Raw genomic sequence first — 18,130 nt, 5'->3', positions numbered from 1 at the left:
GTGGGTATCGGCGACTTCGTCAGTGACATCACGCCCGACTCGGTCGAGAGCGTCGTCGAGGACGGCGTCGAGTGGGCCGGCAACCGTGTCGAGGACGCGGGGAACTGGACCGCCGACCGGCTGGATGACGCCGGCTGGGAGTCCGGTGCGGACTGGGTCCGCGAGCAGTCCCGCTCCGTCGCCAACCGGATGGGCGCCGAGGTCGACGAGATGGACCTCGGGCAGACCGAGGACAAGACCAAGCTGATCTACGGCAGCGCGGGCAAGCTCGACGCCACCGCCAGAAGACTCCGGTCCTTCCAGACGGCCTTCGACACCACCGGCGACGGCCTCAAGAGCCTCGACTCCTCCCAGCTCAAGGGCGAGGCGGCCGACGCACTGCGCACCGCGGTGAGCACCCAGCCGCCCAAGTGGTACGCCGCCGCCGATGCCAGCGAGAAGGCGGTCGGCGCACTGGAGGCGTTCGCCGACACCGTCACCTGGGCGCAGGGACAGGCGCAGACGGCGATCGACAAGTGGAAGGAGGGTGTCAAGGCGTCCGAGGAAGCCGCCGACGCCCACCGAGCGAAGGTCGACGACTACAACGCGGCCGTCGACCGCTACAACGCCCAGCCCGCCGACAAACGCAAGCCGTCCTCGCTCCCTCCCATGCCCGCGGCTACGATCGAGGACCCCGGCAGGAAGCTGATGCAGGAGGCGCAGGACATCCTCGCCGAGGCCCGTAAGCAGCGGAACTCGGCGGCGGAGACCGCACGCACGGCGGTCCGCGCCGCCCGCGACATGGCCCCGGAGAAGCCGTCGTACGCCGAGCAGCTGGGCGACGGGCTCCAGGAGTTGCAGATCATGGGCGACCACGTCGGCGGCGGCATCATCAAGGCGCCATCGGCGTTGTCCACGTCACCGCCGAAGGACTTCTGGTCCCGTACCCGCACCCGGTCCCCGGCGCGCCTACCGCACCGGCGACCGGCCGTGCCCGCACGTCGCTGGCCCGTGATGTCGACGGCGACTACACGGTTACCGCCCCGGACAGCGGCCTGACGTTCCACTTCACCGCGCAGTCCGGCAGCGAACCGGGGGGCGACGGAACCGCCTGGCTGTCAGAAGTGACCGAACGAAACGGCCACACGATCCACATCGAGCGCGCTGAGGACGGTCTGCCGCTGGCCCTGGTTCACTCGGCGGGCCACCAGGTGAGGCTGTCGGCCACCGACGGCCTGGTCACCGCCCTGGCCCTTGCCGGTGCGGACGAAAGCGGCGCCGACCTGCCCTTGATGGCCTACGGCTACCAGGACGGCAATCTCACCGACGTCACCAAGCCGTCCGGCGCCACCACCACCTACGTCTACGACGACCGCCGGCGCGTCATCGCCTGGATCGACTCGAACAACAGCCGCTACGACTACGTCTACGACGACCGCGACCGTGTCGTGGCGGAGGGCGGCGAGGCCGGCCACGTCCAGATCAGCCTGGCCTACACCGACCCGGACCCCGAAACCGGTCACCACGCGACCACACTCACCACCGCCGACGGGCACACGACCCGCCACCTGTTCGGCCCCGGCTGCCGTCTCCTGGCCGTCACCGACCCGCTCGGCCACACCACCCAGTTCACCTACGACCCGCGCGGCAACACACGCACCCGCACCGACCCGCTGGGCCTGACCACCGCCTTCTCGTACGACGAGCACGACCGGCTGATCTCCGCCGTCCGCCCCGACGGAAGCGAACTGCGCACCGTGCGCGGTCAATTCGGCCTGCCGACCGAGGTCTACGGTCCGGGTGGCGCCCGCACGGTCCACGCGTTCGACGAACACGGCAACCGCACGGCGGTCACCGACCCGGCCGGCGCCATCACCCGCTACACCTACGACAGCGGCGGGCGGCTCACCTCGGTCACCGACGCCCTCGGCGCCACGACACACGCGGTGTGCAACGCGGCGGGACTGCCCGTAGAGGTGACCGACCCGGCAGGGGCTGTCACCCGCACCCAGCGCGACGCCCTCGGCAGACCGGTCCGCGTCACCGACCCGGCGGGCGCCGTCACCTGCTTCGAGTGGGACGCGGACGGGCAGCTCGCCCGGCGTACCGGGCCCGACGGGGCCACGGAGACGTGGACGTACGACGGCGAGGGCAACCTCCTCACCCGCACCGACGCGTCCGGCGGTGTCACCCGCTTCGAGTACACCCACTTCGACCTCCCACTCGCCCGTATCCACCCCGACGGCGCACGGTTCGAGTTCGAGCACGACGCCGAGCTGCGCCTCACCCGTGTCCACAACGCGCAAGGGCTGACCTGGACCTACGAGTACGACGCAGCCGGAAACGTCCTCTCCGAGACCGACTTCGACGCCCGCACACTCAGCTACGAGGTAGACGCGGCGGGACGGCTCGCCGTCCGTACCGACGCGCTCGGCGGGACGATCGCGTTCGAGCGTGACCAGCTGGGCCAGGTGATCCGCAAGAGTGTCGACGGCCGCGTGACGACCTACGGCTACGACCGGGCCGGACGACTGCTGGAAGCGGTCGGGCCGGACGGCGAACTGCACTACCAGTACGACCGTCGCGGGCTCACCAAGACGGAACTCGTCGACGGCCGCCCCACCACGTACGCCTACGACCTCCTGGGCCGCCGTACCCGCCGCACCACACCCACCGGTCACGTCAGCACCTACACCTACGGTGCCGACGGAATGCCCCACCGCCTGACCAGCGGCGATCGGCGGATCGACTTCACGCACGACGCGGCCGGCCGGGAACTCGCCCGCGTCTTCAGCGATGCGGTCACCGTGACCTCTGCCTGGGACGCGGCCGGAAGGCTGGCCGAGCAGCAGGTCACCACGTCGGGGCGTACCGTCAACAGCCGCGCCTACTCCTACCGCGCCGACGGTCAGCTGACCTCCGTCGCTGACCGGCTGACGGGCACTCGCACCTTCGACCTTGACGGGGCGGGCCGCGTCACCGCCGTCCACGCCAAAGGCTGGACGGAGCGGTACGCCTACGACGACGCCGGCAACCAGACCTCGGCGTCCTGGCCGTCCGGCCACCCCGGCCATGAAGCCACCGGGCCACGCACCTACACCGGCACCACCGTCACCCGGGCAGGCGATGTCCGCTTCGAGCACGACGCCCTCGGCAGGGTCACCCTGCGCCAGAAGACCCGCCTCTCCCGCAAGCCCGACACCTGGCGCTACACCTGGGACACGGAGAACCGCCTCACCTCCGTGACCACCCCCGACGGGACCCGGTGGAGGTACCGCTACGACCCGCTTGGACGCCGCACCGCGAAGCAGCGAATGGCGGACGACGGCGAGAGCCTGGTCGAGGAAGTCCGGTTCACCTGGGACGGCCTGACCCTGTGCGAACAGACCAGTCACGGTCCCGACCAGCTGAACACGGTCGCCCTCACCTGGGACCACCGCGGCCACACCCCCCTGGCCCAGACCGAGCGCCTCCTCACCGCCGACGACCGGCAGAACGAGATCGACCGCCGCTTCTTCGCCATCGCCACCGACCTTATCGGCACTCCCACCGAACTGATCGACGAATCCGGCGATATCGCCTGGCGCTCCCGAGCCACGTTGTGGGGCACCACGGCATGGGCCCGCGACGGCAGCACCTATACCCCTCTCCGCTTCCCGGGCCAGTACTACGACCCCGAGACCGGCCTCCACTACAACTACCTCCGGCACTACGACCCGGAGACCGGCCGCTACACCTCCCCCGACCCCCTCGGCCTCGCTCCCGCCCCGAACCCCGTCGGCTACGTGGACAACCCGAACGCCGCGTCGGACCCGCTGGGGCTCATGCCCAAGTACCCGAAGGAGGAGAAGGCACAGAAGCGGATCGACAAAATCTTGGACGGCATCGTGGAGAGGGCAGAGAACGGCGGGTTCAAGAAACACGCCGACTACCACGGGGACACGGGGCACGCCTTCACCGACGAACGAGTCCTGGAAATTCTGAAGAGCCCCGATGCCGTGTACCAGTCATCGGGCCAAGCAGGAAACTTCCTCTTTCGGAAGGACAATGACATTGCCGTGGTGTATGGGCCCGGCTCCAAGCAGGGCCAGGCCATCACGGCGTACGGAGAGTCGGGCATCAAGGGGGAATCCGGTGCGAGGGCGCTCGGTGGCAGTCCGTCGGACCCTGGTAAGCCAGTTACCCACGAGGACATCGTGGAGGGCAGAATCCCTGGCAAGTTCGGCAACCTGGCCCCGGGAGTGCAGATCAGATGAGGCAGGGATGACCATGAAATTGTCGTTCGACGGCGACTGGCGTGCAACGGTGACGGATGATCCGCTGCACACCACCCCTCGCTTCGCAGGCGACTCCGTGCGCGTCATGCACTATGCGGACGTGATGGAGCGCGAGCGGTTCGTCGCGCATAGCTTCGGTAGCCAGCACTGGCTGTGGGATACGCCGGACGTCTTCCGGTTCGACCAGGACAGCCGGCAGCTGGTCGGGGCCGAACTCCAGATGCCGTATGTATCCGCGAACGCCGAGACCTTCGCCGGCGTTCCCGTCATGCCCGAGGTTCGCCCTGGCGGGCTCCGTGCGGACGAGGTCCGGGACTTCCGCCACGAGTTGTGTACGGTGCTATGTCGGGCTCCCGGCGATGCCGTGCTGGCCTGCCTTCGTGACCTCGACGTCCTCGACAAACCCATGGACGCTTGCGTCGGCATCGCACCCGACGTGGCGCTTCTCGTCCAGGACGGCGCAGTCGTCGGCTGGAGCCTCACCGACCCCGCGCGGTACCTGACCACCGTGTACACCGACCCCGACTCCGATCCTCCCTCCCCGGCCACCCGTCGCCTGCTCACCGAGTGCCTGGACCTTGTCACCTCGCCGCTGGTGGACGACGTGGTGGACGGTGAACCGGCCGCCCTGACCCGCCTCCGGGCCGCCGACGAGACCCTCCGAGCCCAGCACGAAGACCGGCACCGGGCTGACGCCCTGCTCGCCTTGATCGCCACTTACGTGGACGATTACGCAACGTGAAGGTGAACCGGCCGGCGGTGGATGATTCGTACGGTGATGAGCGATGAGACTCGTCCTCGACGGCGACTGGAGTGCGATGGTGACGGACAACGCCCTGCGTATCTCCCCGCGCTTCGACTTCCGGGACCAGTGTGTGCGCGTCGCGGAGTACGAGGACGTGAAGGAATGGCAACAGTCCCTCGGAGACACCTTCGGCAGCCAGGAGTGGCTGTGGGACGACCCCGACGAGCTCCGGTTCGACCCGGACAGCCGGGAACTGGTCGGTGCCGGGTTCCGCCTCCCCCACGAGGCTGCCGACACTGAGGACTGTGCCCGCGTTCCCGCCGCACCCGCCGTCCGTCCGGGCGGACTTCGCGCCGAAGAGGTACGGGACTTCCGCCTGGAGATGACCACCGAGCTCTGCCGTGCTCCGGAGGACACCGCACTGACCTGTCTGCGTGACCTCGATGTCCTTGACGAGCCGCTGGAGGCGCGCATCGGAATCGCCCCGGACGTGGCACTCCTCGTTCAGGGGGGTGGCGTCGTCGGCTGGAGCCTGACCGATCCGGTCCGGTACGTGACCACCGGTTTCGCCGCCCCCGACCCGGCTCCTCCCGCCCCGTCGACCCGGGCTCTGTTCACCGTGTGCATGGACCTGGTCACCACACCGTGGCTGGACGCGGTGCGGCGCCGTGAGCCGGCCGCCGTGCTCGACCTGCGGGAGCTGGACCGTAGGCTGCGTGACCAGCGTGAGGACCGGAACCGGGCCGACGCGCTCCTCGCTCTGATCGGCGAACTGGTCGAGGACTACGGGAGCCCGTGAAGGCCGACGGATTCGACAGCGGTCCCGTGTCGCCGTAGCGACAGGTTCACCCCGAAGTGCGTTCGCCCCTCTGCGGAAGGTCCGCAGAGGGGCGTCGGCACCTCGGGGCCGGAAGTGCGGTGGTGACTGCCTGCGGCGATGACCGGTTCGGTCGCTGTTTGTGATCACCGCCGCGGCACGGAGGGCTCTAACGATGCGCCAGCTGGCGCGGGTCGATGTGGCCCGGCTGCGGCAGCCGTCGGCCGTAGGCGGCGGACGGCCGGGTGGTGCAGGCTGAAAATCCGTGCGCACCGGCCGTGACGCTCATTTGACGCTCCGAACCCTGGCAGCCCACCTGCAGAGCCGAGGGAACCCATCTGACCTGCAGCTTCTCCCGTATTGACTGTCGGTGACGTGTTTCCGATGACGCATCACGTGGAGTGCGTGGCGATTCTGGAGCCTGCTGCAAAGGGGCTCTGACCCGCAGTTTCCCGGGGTTCTCAGGTATGGCGGGATGCGCTCGACATGTTTCCCACAGGACACGAGGTGGAGCGCGCGGCCGTCCAGGCACACTGCTCTGACCTGCGGTTTCACCCAAGAGCGCAGGGGCAGGCAGTCTGCGGTGGCCTTCGTCGGGAATGGTGCGCGCGACAGGCTCGACGCTCATCTGTACGCCCGTTCTGATGGTGCGTCAGGTGAGCCTCGAACCCACGGCGCAGTACGGGGCCGTCGCGTCAATAGGGAGGACTGCGGTCACCGGCCGGTCGGACCTTCAGGTGGGGTCTCGCGAGGGCCCGGCCCTTCGATGCTGTCCACGTTCGTGCTGTCTTGCGGCTGTGGAGCGCCCGTCCCTCGGCCGTCCAGCCGGATCAGATGCCGGACAGTGTCGCCGCCAGCGATTGGAACCAGGCGCCGTGGGAGAACGGTTCCGGCGGGCCCACCTCCATGCCGAGTTCGGCGGCAGCCAGGGCATAGTCCCCCTCGTCCAGGGGGAGGGCGAGCAACTCGTGCAGTTCACCCACGAGGCGGGCGACCAACTGCGGGTTTGTGGTGTCGGCGTAGTCGGGATAGGAGGCGGAGCGGGCCAACTCGGGGCATCCTTTCAAATCACCTGGGCAGTGCCTGCGCTCGTACAAGTGCAGGCGGTTCAGTAGTCGGCGAAGTTCCAGAACATGCCGACTTCGGTGTCCGAGACGACGATCAGGCCGCAGTCCTCCGAGTAGACGCTCAGCGGGCTGTACGCCCAGCTCGACGATGTGAAGTCCAGTGTCCCGCGCACGTGACCAGGCATTTTGATGTTGGTGTGATAGGTGGTCTCGTCGCCGTAACGCGCAAGGATCGACTCCGCCATTGCCAAGAGTTCCTCCTTGCTCTCCGTGAAGCGCCTCAGGTTGGACAGGGTGCAGCGGTCGTCCGTGAGGGCAAGGAGCAGGTTCACGGCGCTGGCCCGGTCGACCTCCTGGAGACGCCTCGCGATGTACTCCGGCGGATGAGCGACGAAGGGGTAGGTGGGAGAAGCCTCACGCTCCGGGTTCTGAGCCGCGTCGTCGAGACCGGCCCAGCCACGAGGGTCCGGAACCCGCGCCATCAGCGCGATGACATCAAGGACCCAGTCCTCGTGTCGGCGTGGGCCGGTGGCGTCGTACGGGTATGCGTCCTCGTACAGGTGGCGTACGGCGGCTTCCCAGGACTTCTGGTCGACGGGTATGTCGTGCTGGCCTTTCTCGGCGGAGCTAGGGCTTGTAGGGCATCGACGTCATGACGGTGAACGGTGGGATGCGGTTGCTGTCGTACCGGATTCGCGTGTCGATACCGGTCACGTCGTACGCCTTGGCGTCGGACCCGCCCTGCTGGTACCCCGACATCGGGTCGCTCGGGTTCACCGGCTGCTTGAACACGCTGCGGCCGCTGGTCTCGCCGTTCGGCCCGGTCGACTGGAACTCTCTGATCCTGCCCTCCTCCGGCGGCGGCGGGCATTTGAGCCACACCTCGATGGCGGCCTTGTTCTTGTTGAGGTTGTACTCGGTCAGCTCCTCCGCCCGCTGATAGTTCGGGAAGGCCGAAGAGCTGCCGATCCTCGGCCTTCCATGTGGCCAAGCGGCGGTCGGGCCGTTCGACTGCTGGTCACGCAGGCGCTGCGCCAACTGTTCGTCCGTCTTGCCGACGTGCTTGTCCAGAGTATGGCCGTCTGCCATGTACTCGTTGGCGGCGAGGTCGAGGTCGTAGTTGCCGTTCGCGTCGATCTTCAGCCAGACCTTCGAGTCCTTGAACTCCTCCAGGGCGCGGGTGCCGAAGCCCTGGGCACGGGCGACGCCGGCCTCGAATTTCGGCGCACTCCGGTACGCCTCGTCCAGCGGCTCCCGCAGTGCTTCCATACGGTTGGTCAGGCCTCCCAGGATGCCGGTAGTGGTTGTCGCAACACCCCAGTTCAAGGGGTGCGATGGACTTCGAGATCCGCAAGGTGCCGACCACGGCTGCGTGGCGCAGGGGGCGGGCAGGCGGCGGGGGGCCGCGACCGGTCCCCTGTTCCGGTCGCGGCCCCGCGCGCGGGGATACCCAGGTCGGTCACGAGCCGCAGCAGCCACCCGCCGGAGTCTCCTCGGCAGGTGCGCCGACCGGGGCAGGGGTGCCGAGCTGGACGAGCTTCGGCTCGGGTGCGCAGCAGCCGGCGCTGTCGGCCTGCTGGGTGTCGGGGGTGTCGAACAGCCCGGCGCCGCCGCAGACTCCGGTCTCGGGGAGGGCGAGTTCTACGCGGTCGGCGGACTCGAGGTCGCCGGCGATTGCGGCGGCGACGGAGCGGACCTGCTCGTAGCCGGTCATCGCGAGGAACGTCGGGGCGCGGCCGTAGGACTTCATTCCGGCCACGTATACGCCCGTCTCCGGGTGGGAGAGCTCGCGGTGGCCGTGCGGGTAGACGGTGCCGCAGGAGTGCTGGTTGGGGTCGATCAGCGGCGCCAGCTCGGTCGGAGCCTGGAGGCGCTCATCGAGATCCAGGCGGAGCTCGTCCAGGAGGGTCAGGTCGGGGCGGAACCCGGTCAGGACGATCACCTCGTCGACTGCGTCCAGGCGCCGCCCGTCCTCGCTGACCAGGACCAGGCGGCCGTCGTGCGCCCGCTCGACTGCGTCGGTGCGGAAGCCGCTGACCGCGGCAGCGTGACCCTGGTCGACGGCAGCCTTCGCTGCCAGGCCCAGGGCGCCGCGCGCCGGTAGCTGGTCGGCTTCACCGCCGCCGAAGGTGGAGCCGGAGATGCCCCGGCGCAGGATCCATACCCCCTTCGTTCCCGCGCCGTCGTCGGACTTGGCGAGGTCGGCGAGGTAGGCGAGGGCGGTGAAGGCGGATGCGCCGGAGCCGATCACAGCGGTGCGCTTTCCCGCATAGCGGGCGCGGATGGCCGGGTCCTCGAGGTCCGGGACACGGTAGGTGATCCGGTCTGCCGCGGCCTTCTCGCCGAGTGCGGCAAGGCCGCTGCTGCCTGCCGGGCCGGGCGTGGTCCAGGTGCCTGAGGCGTCGATGACGGCGCGGGCGAAGAGGCGTTCCTCACGGCCGTCGGCGTGGGAGAGGTGGACGACGAAAGGCTGCTGTTCGCGGTCGGCGTCGACGAGGCGGTCCCGTCCTGCCCTGGAGACGCCGGTGACGGTGGTGCCGAGGCGGACGCGCTCGCCGAGCACGTCGGCGAGCGCCTGCAGGTAGAGGTCGGCCCACTCGCCGCCGGAGGGGTAGGCGGCCGGGTCGGGCCGTGTCCAGCCTGTGGGGGCGAGGAGCTTTTCGGCGATGGGATCGACGACCTCGCCCCAGGTGGAGAACAGGCGGACGTGCGCCCACTCGCGCACGGCGGCTCCGGCCCTCTGGCCGGCCTCCAGCACCAAGGGCTCGACGCCTTGGTCGACCAGGTGGGCGGCCGCGGCGAGACCGACGGGTCCCGCCCCGATCACGACGACGGGCAGCTCGGTAGTGGCGGGCGCGTTCACGACGACTCCTTGCTTGTTTCGACATCTATCGATGGCCTTCGCGATCCAGCATGTCACCTGCATTGATGAACGTCAACATAGATGTTTATCGAATTCGGGAGGACTGGTGACGGAGCAGATCGGCGTCGCCGTGATCGGCGGCGGACAGTCTGGACTGGCCGCCGCCCACGTGTTGCTGCGGTACGGGTCGCTGGTGCTGGAGGCATCAGGCCGCGGAGGCGGGGCGTGGCCGCGCTACTACGAGAGCCTCACGCTGCTCTCTCCCGCTCGGTACGGTTCTCCAAGTACCTCACCGCTTGCGCCGCCCGTCCGGACGCCTGCACCGGCCCGCCCTTTGAGGTCTGGAGGAGTTCACCGGGCAGAGTGCTGCATGCCGCCGGCTACTCGGCCCGGCTCCGTTCGCCAACTCCGTGGTGCGGATCGCCGCCGAGCTCGCCCGGACCACCCGCGTCACGCTCGCCGCCCGGGCGCCGGTGACGTTCGCGGCCCAGCGGGTTCTGGGCCGCGACCTGCACTTCCGGACGGCCCGCACGGGGCTGGATACCGCACCCCTTGGCCCGGCTTCTGTCGTGCTCGCCACCGGGTGCCGCCCGACCTGCCCTGCCTCGCGCGCCCAACGGCGCTCTCGGTGGCTAAGGTCGACCCGCAGGTGATCTTGCCTTGCGATGATCTTGACTGTGTCAGTTGTGATCACGGTGTCTGAGCCGTCCTGGACAGCCCCGTTCACAGGGCTCAGCCCGCGCTCCTTCAGCACGTTGGTGACGCATCTGCGGCGTGAGGGTGCCGACACCCCTGCCCGGGGGCGGCTGTGGAAGGTGCTACTGGAAGACCAGGTGCTGCCGGCCGCCGCGTACGTGCGGACGAACTTGACGATGCGGCAACTGGCCCCGCTGAAGGCATGGAAGATCTTGCGCGACTGCCGCCTGAGGGGCGACGGCGTGCGCCACGCAGTGCACGGCGTCGCCCGCCTGCACAAACTCGCTCTCCCGCGATAGCCGCGCCGCGTGCGGGATCTACGAGGCCCACCGGAGAGGGCTTCCGCCTCGCGGTCTCGGAGGAGGCTCAGTCGAGACAGAACTCGTTGCGCTCAAGGTCCTGCATCACAATGCAGGACTCGTTCTCGCCGTCGGCACGCATCGTTCGCACATGTACCGCGCCGAGCGCGACCAGCCGTGCGCACTCGGCCTCCAGTGTGGCAAGGCGCTCCTCGCCCACGAGCCCGGTACCGGCCCGCACATCGAGATGCAGCCGGTTCTTGACGACCTTGTCTTCGGGAACTCGTTGGAAGAGCAGGCGCGGGCCCACACCCGAGGGATCAGTGCACGCGAAGTAGATCACCTGCTCCTCGGGCGGCAGCGAGCGGTGGTACTCCTCCCACGTGGCGAAGCCCTCCGGGACCGTCGGAACGACGTACCCCAGCACCTCACACCAGAAAGCGGCGAGGCGTGCAGGTTCCGCGCAGTCGAAGGTCACTTGGATCTGCTTGATCGTTGACATCGGCGCACCCTACCAAGGGTGCCCCGCCGCCCTTTTCCCCTTTCCCCCCGTGGATCCCCATGCCATCGGGCTGTCGACCCAGCCGCGCAGAACCCTGCCCGGGTCGGACACCGGGTGATCAAACCGAACACGCCATGAGGACGACGTAAGCCCGGCGCGTAGCTGCGTGCCGGAGATCAGTTACGGGACGGCCTTCGGGAAAACCCCGGGCCTCGGGAGGGCCTGGCCACCGGTGCGCCGGCCGGCATTCGTCGGGCTGGAGTGACAGCGCGGTCTGTCGCCGAACTCGCCGCGCGGCCTGGGCCGGGACGCGGGACCGCGTCGCCCGGATGCTGGAACGCCCACCTCTCTCGCCGGTGACGGACCGCGCCGCCTTGGTTCGACATGTGTCAACATAGGCATATGTCGAATACGAAGGTGCTGCCGCTGCCCGTACCCGCTGACGGGCAGGGCGTAGCGCCGTGCTGCCCACCGCTGACCGAGCGCCCGATGACCGCCGAAGAGGCCGAGACCGCGGCGCGGATTTTCAAGGCACTCGGTGACCCGGTCCGCCTCCGGCTTTTCTCCGCAGTGGCCTCGCACGAGGACGGCGAGGCATGCGTGTGCGACATCTCCGACGTCGGGGTGTCCCAGCCCACCGTCTCCCACCACCTGAAGAAGCTGAGGGAGGCCGGGCTGCTCACCTCCGAGCGGCGCGGCACCTGGGTGTACTACCGGGTCGAGCCGTCCGTGCTCGCCGCCATGGGCCGACTGCTGGTAGGTGCAGCGGCTGCGGCGTAGCAACACAGGGCACCGCTGTGTCCGCCGCTCTTGCGGGTGTAGGGGTCGTAGTGCAGGCAGACCTGCGGGATGAGGGTGGGCAGGTCGAACCCGCCGGCCTCGGCGTAGCGGGCGCAGCAGGTGCCTGGGACGGTGTGCTCCGGCAGGGAATCGAGTGAGCGGTGCAGCCGCCGGTACAGGGCGTCGGCGGCCTCCGGCACTTCGGCGTCTGGCGTGTGGTTCGTCTGCCCGAGCAGTTCTCCGATGCACTCGCAAGGGCTGTCCCGTCATCCCTGGCCGGTGTGCGACGACAGCTACGGCGCCTCGCCGCGTTGTCGGAACGCCCGAATACATCAAGTACGCGAATGTCCCCCCGTCTTGCGATGCACCGCATCTGACGCCGCGCGCTGATCCGTCAGGGATTACGGGACAGCCCTTTTTGGTTTTAGGTGAGCAGGCCGGTGATTTCGCGGACGGCGTCCCGGGCGGTGCGCCCGACGCCGATGAGGGTGGCCGAGGCCGGGCCTGTCCAATCGCCGTAGCCGAGCAGGTGCAGCCGCGGCTCGTCCAGGGCGCGTGTGCCGTTGGTAGGAATGTGCCCGCGCGGGCCGCGCAGGTCCATCGGGGCGAGGTGGGACAGGGCCGGGCGGAAGCCGGTGCACCAGACGACCGCGTCGGCGCCCGTCCGGTTGCCGTCGGCCCACTGGACGCCGTCGGCGGTGAGCCGGCCGAACATCGGCTTCGCCTTCAGAAGCCCGGCGTCGCGGGCAGCGCGAACCGGGGGTACAGCGACGATGTCGCCGAGCGAGGCCACCCCGCCGGTGTCGGTGAGGCCGGCATCGAGGGCGCGGCGGCGGGCGGTGGCGACGTCGAACAGGGCGCGGCCGTCGATGTCATCGGCCAGGAACCGTGGCGGGCGCAGGGTCACCCACGTGACATCGACGCGGCCGTCGTGGGCGAGGTCGGCGGCGATCTGGGCACCGGAGTTGCCACCGCCGACCACGATGACGCACTGCCCGACGAACTCGGCCGGAGAGCGGTAGTTCACGGTATGGAGCTGCCGCCCGGTGAAGACGGACCGGCCGGGGACGGCGGGGAGGAAGGGCCGCGACCAACTGCCGGTGGCGCTGATGACCGCGCGGGCCCGCCAGGTGCCGGAGTCGGCTTCGACCAGGAGCCGGCCCGCGTCGCGGCGTACAGAGCGCACGCGGGTTCCGTGCTGGACGGGCAGGGTGTAGCGCTTTTCGTAGTCGGCGAGGTAGTTCACCACGTGCCCGGCATTCGGGTAGGTCTCGCCCGCCTGGGCGGGCATGAGGTGACCGGGCAGCGAGGAGTACCCGGCCGGGGAGAACATGTGCAGTGAGTCCCACATGTGCTGCCAGGAACCGCCCGGTGCCGGATCGCCGTCCAGGACGGCGAAGTCGAAGCCCTGGCGGCGCAGGTGGTAGCCGGCGGCGAGCCCTGCCTGGCCGCCGCCGACCACCACCACATCCATGTCGTGTGTCACGGGGCCGTCGTCACGGCCTTGGGTGCGAACTTCCTGCGCCAGGCGAGCGCGACGTACACAAGCCCGATCAGAACGGGCACCTCGATGAGCGGGCCGACCACGCCTGAGAGGGCTTGGCCGGAGGTGACACCGAACGTGGCGATGGCCACGGCGATGGCCAGCTCGAAGTTGTTGCCCGCGGCGGTGAACGCCAGCGTCGCAGTGCGGTCGTAGGCCAGGCCGAGGCCCTTACCGAGCACGAAACTGCCGAAGAACATGATCGCGAAGTAGACCAGCAGCGGCAGTGCGATCCGTACGACGTCCAGCGGCTGCGAGGTGATCGTCTTCCCCTGAAGGGCAAAAAGGATGACGATCGTGAACAGCAGTCCGTACAGCGCCCAGGGGCTGATCTTGGGCAGGAACTTCGCCTCGTAATCGCTGCGGCCCATCTTCTGCTCGCCGATGTGGCGGGTGAGGAAGCCCGCCAGGAGAGGGATCCCGAGGAAGACGACGACGTTCAGCGCGATGTGCCAGACGGGGACGTCAAGGCCCTGCCCGTCGCCTAGTCCCAGCCACCGCGGCAGCAGGTCCAGGTAGAACCAGCCCAGCAGGCCGAACGTGAGGACCTGGAATACGGAGTTCAGGGCGACGAGTACGGCTGCTGCTTCGCGGTCGCCGCACGCGAGGTCGTTCCAGATGATGACCATCGCGATGCAGCGGGCGAGGCCGACGATGATCAGCCCGGTGCGGTATTCGGGAAGGTCGGGGAGAAAGATCCACGAGAGCGCGAACATGACCGCGGGGCCGACGATCCAGTTGACGACCAGCGAGGAGACCATCAGCTTGCGGTCGCCGGTGACCCGGTCGAGCCGGTCGTAGCGGACCTTGGCCAGCACCGGATACATCATGACCAGCAGGCCGAGCGCGATCGGCAGGGAGATGCCGCCGACCTCGATCTTCGCCAGGGCATCGTTCATGCCCGGGATGACCCGGCCCAGTCCCAGGCCGGCAGCCATGGCGATGAGGATCCAGACCGCCAGATAGCGGTCGAGAGTGGAGAGTTTCCCGACGATCGAATCGTCCCCGGCAGGGCCGGCGCCCCGAGTGGTGCCGGAGGTGGGCTCGGTGAAGGTCACGGGCAGGCCCTCTTGTTCTCGGCGGCGGTGCGAGCGGAGTCAGCGAGCGCGGCGAACTGCTCGGACAGACCGGCCAAGAGCTCTGGCTTGAGCTTGTAGTACGTGAAGCGGCCGCACGGCTCGGTCTCCACCAGCCCGGCCTCGCGCAGCACTTTCATGTGGTTCGACAAATTGGTCTGCTTGGCTCCGGTCTCCTCGACCAGGTGCGTCGTGCAGAGTGTCTCGCGCGCCAGCAGGGTCACGATCCGGAGGCGGAGCGGATCGCCCAGCACCCGGATCAGATCAGGATCGACTGAAGTCAGCATGCGCTGATACTGTCACATCACTGCCCGCTGATACCAGCGGGTGCTGAAGTCATTGGCGGCTGGGTTTCCGCCGTGCGACGAGAGAGAACGATCACCATGGCCGACAAGCCGTCCGTCCTGTTCGTCTGTGTCCACAACGCCGGCCGCTCCCAGATGGCCGCCGCCTGGCTGAGCCACCTTGCCGGCGACCGAGTCGAGGTGCGTTCCGCGGGCTCCGACCCCGGCGATCAGGTCAACCCGGCCGCCGTCGAGGCCATGGCCGAGGTCGGCATCGACATCTCCCAGGAGACGCCGAAGATCCTCACCGTCGACGCGGTCCGCGAGTCGGACGTGTGCATCACCATGGGCTGCGGCGACACCTGCCCCGTCTTCCCCGGCAAGCGCTACCTCGACTGGACCCTCGAGGACCCGGCCGGTCAAGGCGTCGAAGCGGTCCGCCCGATCCGCGACGACATCAAGACCCTGATCGAGGGCCTGATCGCCGAAATCGCCCCGGATCAGCCGGCATGAGCGCGATACGCGACGTCGTCATCATCGGCTCCGGCCCCGCCGGATACACCGCTGCCCTCTACACTGCTCGCGCCCAGCTGAGGCCGCTGCTCTTCGGCAGCAGCATCTTCGTCGGTGGATCGCTGACCACCACGACCGAGGTCGAGAACTTCCCCGGCTTCCCCGACGGCATCGACGGCCCGGTCCTCATGGAGGACATGCGGGCTCAGGCCGAGAAGTTCGGCACCGAGATGATCGACGACGACATCGTGGCCGTCGACCTGACCGGCGACGTCAAGCTGCTCACCGACTCCGCGGGCACTGTTCACCGCGCGAGAACGGTGATCATCGCTACCGGATCCGGCTACCGCAAACTCGGTCTTCCTCACGAGGACGAGCTGTCGGGCCGCGGGGTGTCCTGGTGCGCGACCTGCGACGGGTTCTTCTTCCGCGACCGCGACATCGTCGTGGTCGGCGGCGGCGACACCGCTATGGAGGAAGCCACATTCCTCACCCGCTTCGCCAGATCGGTCACCATCGTTCACCGCCGCTCCACCCTGCGCGCCTCGAAGGTCATGCAGGACCGGGCGTTCGCCGACGACAAGATCTCCTTCGCCTTCGACAGCGAGATCGCCGAGATCAAGGAGGCGAACGGCATGCTCGGCGGCGTCGTCCTGCGCGACGTCTTCACCGGCGCTGCCCGCGACCTGGAGGTGACGGGCCTGTTCATCGCCATCGGCCACGACCCGCGCACCGGACTTTTCACCGGGCAGCTCGACCTCGACGGCGAGGGCTACATCACCGTCGCCTCCCCGACGACACATACCAGCCGGCCCGGGGTGTTCGCCGCCGGTGACGTTGTCGACCACACCTACCGCCAAGCCATCACCGCTGCAGGCACCGGTGCAGCCGCTGCTTTGGACGCCGAGCGCTACCTCGCCGCCCGCAACACTGCGCAGGCTCATCCGGATACTGCGGCAGTTGCTGCTTGATCAGCACAACGGCGCCGCCGCCCGCGGCCACGAATCGTGGGGGTCGGACCACGCCGTCGCCGTCCGTTTCCGGGTCGGCCTGGCAGCGCGTCGGTGCACGGGCCGGTCTGCGTCGGGGTCTGGCAGCCAGACCCGGTTCGAAGCCGCTGCCGACCCACCCCGATCGTCACCGAGGCCAAGACGGCGCCGGGCTGTGGCTGCAGGACTGAACTGGCGGCCGTCACCACCCGCTCAAGGGCCCTCCTGACGCACAAATGCCGCGGCCGCCTTCCGCACCGTCTTCGCCGCGTGGTCAGCCGAGCCGGCCGCGTCGTAGAGTGCGCCGGAGAACCGGCTGAGGAACTCAAGATCTCCGTTCCCGGCGCCGGCGATCACCCAGCGATGTCGACGCCGTATCCGCGTGCGAGAGCGTCGAGGCCGTGGTCGTAGCCCTGGCCGACAGCGCGTAGGCGCCAGACCGCGCCTCTGCGGTAGATCTCCGCCAGCAGCATGGTGCGTTCGGTGGTGGCGGCGTCCAGTGTGGCGCGGGCGAGCGGCGCCCCGCTGCTGCCGGGGGCTGCGCCGATCTGGATCGCACCGACCGCTCCGAAGGTCGCGGCGCCGTCGATGGCGGCAGCGACGACGACCTTGCGCGTCGCGGGCGGCAGAGAGGCCAGGTTGAGGGCGATGGTCTGTTCGGCAGGACCGCCGGTCAGCAGCCGCGCAGTTCCAGCCGGGCTCTCCGGGGCCCCGTAGAAGACGAAGTCCTCGTCGAAGGTGACCTGCTCGTCCTCGTCGAGGAGGAAGGCGACGACGTCGATCTCGTATCCGCACTGCGGGGCCCAGCCGGCGGTGACGTACCACTCCGGCGCGGTTCTGCCGTGCGGTATGGGCAGGTCGATGACGCCCCCTCTCGGCATCACATACGGCGCCCGGGGCCGGCGCGCCGCCGCAGCCGGTGTGGTGGCGGTCGGAGCGGAGAGCCAGTGCAGGTCGTGCGCGGGGAGTCCGAGGGCGGTGACGCGGCTCATGCGCCGGTCGCCTTCCCCTCCCTCCAGGAGTACGACGTCGGTGACGCCGGCGGACAGGTTGACCGCCGCGGACCCGCCCAGCTCGACGACGCGGGTGCGAGCCGCCGCGGCATCGGCATGGGCGCCACCGAGCACCAGCACACGACGTCCGGCGTGCAGTGACGCCCGCAGGATCCCGGCCAGAACACGGCTGTCGTCCAGCGCATCGTGTGCATGCTGCTGGGGGACGCCGTAGTGGGCGGCGAGGGTGCCGAGCTTCATGTCATCCGTCGGTGGGTCCACCTGACGATTCAGGGCCAGGGTGCACAGCCGCTGCGACACCGGCAGCCACGTCCGCGCACGGGCGAACTCGTAGGCCAGGAAGTCGTAGTCGAACTGGGCGTTGTGGGCAACCAGGACCCGGTCCTGAAGCATCGCTCCGATCCGCCCGGCGACCTGGTCGAACGTCGGAGCACCCCGCAGTCGCTCGACGGTCAGCCCGTGCACCTCCACCGGTCCCGGATCGCAGCCCGGATTGAGCAGGGTCGAGAACTCCCCGGTCTGCTCGCCGTCCCGGCCGATCGTGATCACCGCGACGGACAGCACGCGATCTCGCCGGGCTATGAGGCCCGACGTCTCCACATCAACCAAGGCCCAGTCGTAGGCGTAGTCGCCCATGGCGGGCACATCGAAGGAGGTGAAGACGAGACTCATGGCGACAAGGATGAT

The 18,130-nt window shown here is 69.1% G+C and carries 14 protein-coding genes and 2 pseudogenes; 7 read left to right on the top strand and 9 right to left on the bottom strand.

The window, feature by feature from the left end:
- The 3 genes and pseudogenes from OG206_RS07790 (at window position 1) to OG206_RS07780 (ending at window position 5,800) form a co-directional block, all read left to right on the top strand.
- Window positions 1-4,235: pseudogene (locus OG206_RS07790) on the top strand (putative T7SS-secreted protein).
- Window positions 4,236-4,242: 7 nt separating this feature from the next.
- Entirely contained in the window at window positions 4,243-4,998 is a 756-nt protein-coding gene (locus OG206_RS07785; protein ID WP_327113635.1) for a hypothetical protein, read from the top strand.
- 43 nt (window positions 4,999-5,041) lie between these two features.
- Complete coding sequence (locus OG206_RS07780; protein WP_327113633.1) at window positions 5,042-5,800, top strand: hypothetical protein; 759 nt, start codon at window positions 5,042-5,044, stop codon at window positions 5,798-5,800.
- A gap of 848 nt (window positions 5,801-6,648) precedes the next feature.
- Here the strand turns inward: OG206_RS07780 and OG206_RS07775 are convergent.
- The 4 genes from OG206_RS07775 to OG206_RS07760 all read right to left on the bottom strand — a co-directional run bounded on the left by OG206_RS07775 (window position 6,649) and on the right by OG206_RS07760 (window position 9,748).
- The gene (locus tag OG206_RS07775; RefSeq protein WP_442805817.1) at window positions 6,649-6,885 is read right to left on the bottom strand and encodes a contact-dependent growth inhibition system immunity protein; all 237 of its coding nucleotides are present in this window, start codon (window positions 6,883-6,885) and stop codon (window positions 6,649-6,651) included.
- Between the two features lie 41 nt (window positions 6,886-6,926).
- Window positions 6,927-7,367: a hypothetical protein gene (locus tag OG206_RS07770; protein ID WP_327113631.1), complete on the bottom strand. Its 441-nt coding sequence runs from the start codon at window positions 7,365-7,367 to the stop codon at window positions 6,927-6,929.
- Between the two features lie 145 nt (window positions 7,368-7,512).
- Entirely contained in the window at window positions 7,513-8,154 is a 642-nt protein-coding gene (locus tag OG206_RS07765) for an RNase A-like domain-containing protein (protein WP_327113629.1), read from the bottom strand.
- A gap of 190 nt (window positions 8,155-8,344) precedes the next feature.
- Window positions 8,345-9,748 carry an NAD(P)-binding domain-containing protein gene (locus tag OG206_RS07760; RefSeq protein WP_327113627.1) on the bottom strand — a complete coding sequence of 468 codons (1,404 nt, stop codon included), beginning with the start codon at window positions 9,746-9,748 and terminating at the stop codon, window positions 8,345-8,347.
- Window positions 9,749-10,413: 665 nt separating this feature from the next.
- On the opposite strand from OG206_RS07760, the pseudogene OG206_RS07755 reads away from it, so the two are divergent.
- Window positions 10,414-10,641: pseudogene (locus tag OG206_RS07755) on the top strand (IS5/IS1182 family transposase); the annotation flags it as partial.
- A 169-nt stretch (window positions 10,642-10,810) separates the two neighbouring features.
- Here OG206_RS07755 and OG206_RS07750 read toward each other — a convergent pair.
- The gene (locus OG206_RS07750; protein ID WP_327113625.1) at window positions 10,811-11,245 is read right to left on the bottom strand and encodes a VOC family protein; all 435 of its coding nucleotides are present in this window, start codon (window positions 11,243-11,245) and stop codon (window positions 10,811-10,813) included.
- A 402-nt stretch (window positions 11,246-11,647) separates the two neighbouring features.
- Here OG206_RS07750 and OG206_RS07745 point away from each other — a divergent pair, with 402 nt between their 5' ends.
- Window positions 11,648-12,025, top strand: a complete 378-nt coding sequence (locus tag OG206_RS07745; protein WP_327113623.1) for an ArsR/SmtB family transcription factor — start codon at window positions 11,648-11,650, stop codon at window positions 12,023-12,025.
- Between the two features lie 424 nt (window positions 12,026-12,449).
- Here OG206_RS07745 and OG206_RS07740 read toward each other — a convergent pair whose 3' ends face one another.
- From OG206_RS07740 to OG206_RS07730, 3 genes are read right to left on the bottom strand one after another with little or no spacing between them, the layout of a single operon-like run.
- Window positions 12,450-13,511: an ArsO family NAD(P)H-dependent flavin-containing monooxygenase gene (locus tag OG206_RS07740; protein ID WP_327113621.1), complete on the bottom strand. Its 1,062-nt coding sequence runs from the start codon at window positions 13,509-13,511 to the stop codon at window positions 12,450-12,452.
- Window positions 13,508-14,626, bottom strand: coding sequence for an ACR3 family arsenite efflux transporter (gene arsB, locus OG206_RS07735; RefSeq protein ID WP_327113619.1), 1,119 nt, complete (start codon window positions 14,624-14,626; stop codon window positions 13,508-13,510). Before arsB ends, OG206_RS07740 begins: the two co-directional genes overlap by 4 nt.
- On the bottom strand, window positions 14,623-14,931 hold the full coding sequence (locus OG206_RS07730) for an ArsR/SmtB family transcription factor (protein WP_327113617.1): 309 nt from the start codon (window positions 14,929-14,931) through the stop codon (window positions 14,623-14,625). Before OG206_RS07730 ends, arsB begins: the two co-directional genes overlap by 4 nt.
- Before the next feature lie 96 nt (window positions 14,932-15,027).
- Here OG206_RS07730 and OG206_RS07725 point away from each other — a divergent pair, with 96 nt between their 5' ends.
- Window positions 15,028-15,441 carry an arsenate reductase ArsC gene (locus OG206_RS07725; protein WP_327113615.1) on the top strand — a complete coding sequence of 138 codons (414 nt, stop codon included), beginning with the start codon at window positions 15,028-15,030 and terminating at the stop codon, window positions 15,439-15,441.
- A complete protein-coding gene (gene trxB / locus OG206_RS07720) occupies window positions 15,438-16,412 on the top strand; it encodes a thioredoxin-disulfide reductase (RefSeq protein WP_327113613.1) in 975 nt (324 codons plus the stop codon). Before OG206_RS07725 ends, trxB begins: the two co-directional genes overlap by 4 nt.
- 371 nt (window positions 16,413-16,783) lie before the next feature.
- Here trxB and OG206_RS07715 read toward each other — a convergent pair whose 3' ends face one another.
- On the bottom strand, window positions 16,784-18,115 hold the full coding sequence (locus OG206_RS07715) for a TerD family protein (RefSeq protein WP_327113611.1): 1,332 nt from the start codon (window positions 18,113-18,115) through the stop codon (window positions 16,784-16,786).
- Between the last annotated feature and the right edge of the window lie 15 nt (window positions 18,116-18,130).

The sequence above is a fragment of the Streptomyces sp. NBC_01341 genome, assembly GCF_035946055.1.
Lineage (GTDB): Bacteria > Actinomycetota > Actinomycetes > Streptomycetales > Streptomycetaceae > Streptomyces.
This window is presented reverse-complemented; position numbering and strand designations above follow the sequence as displayed.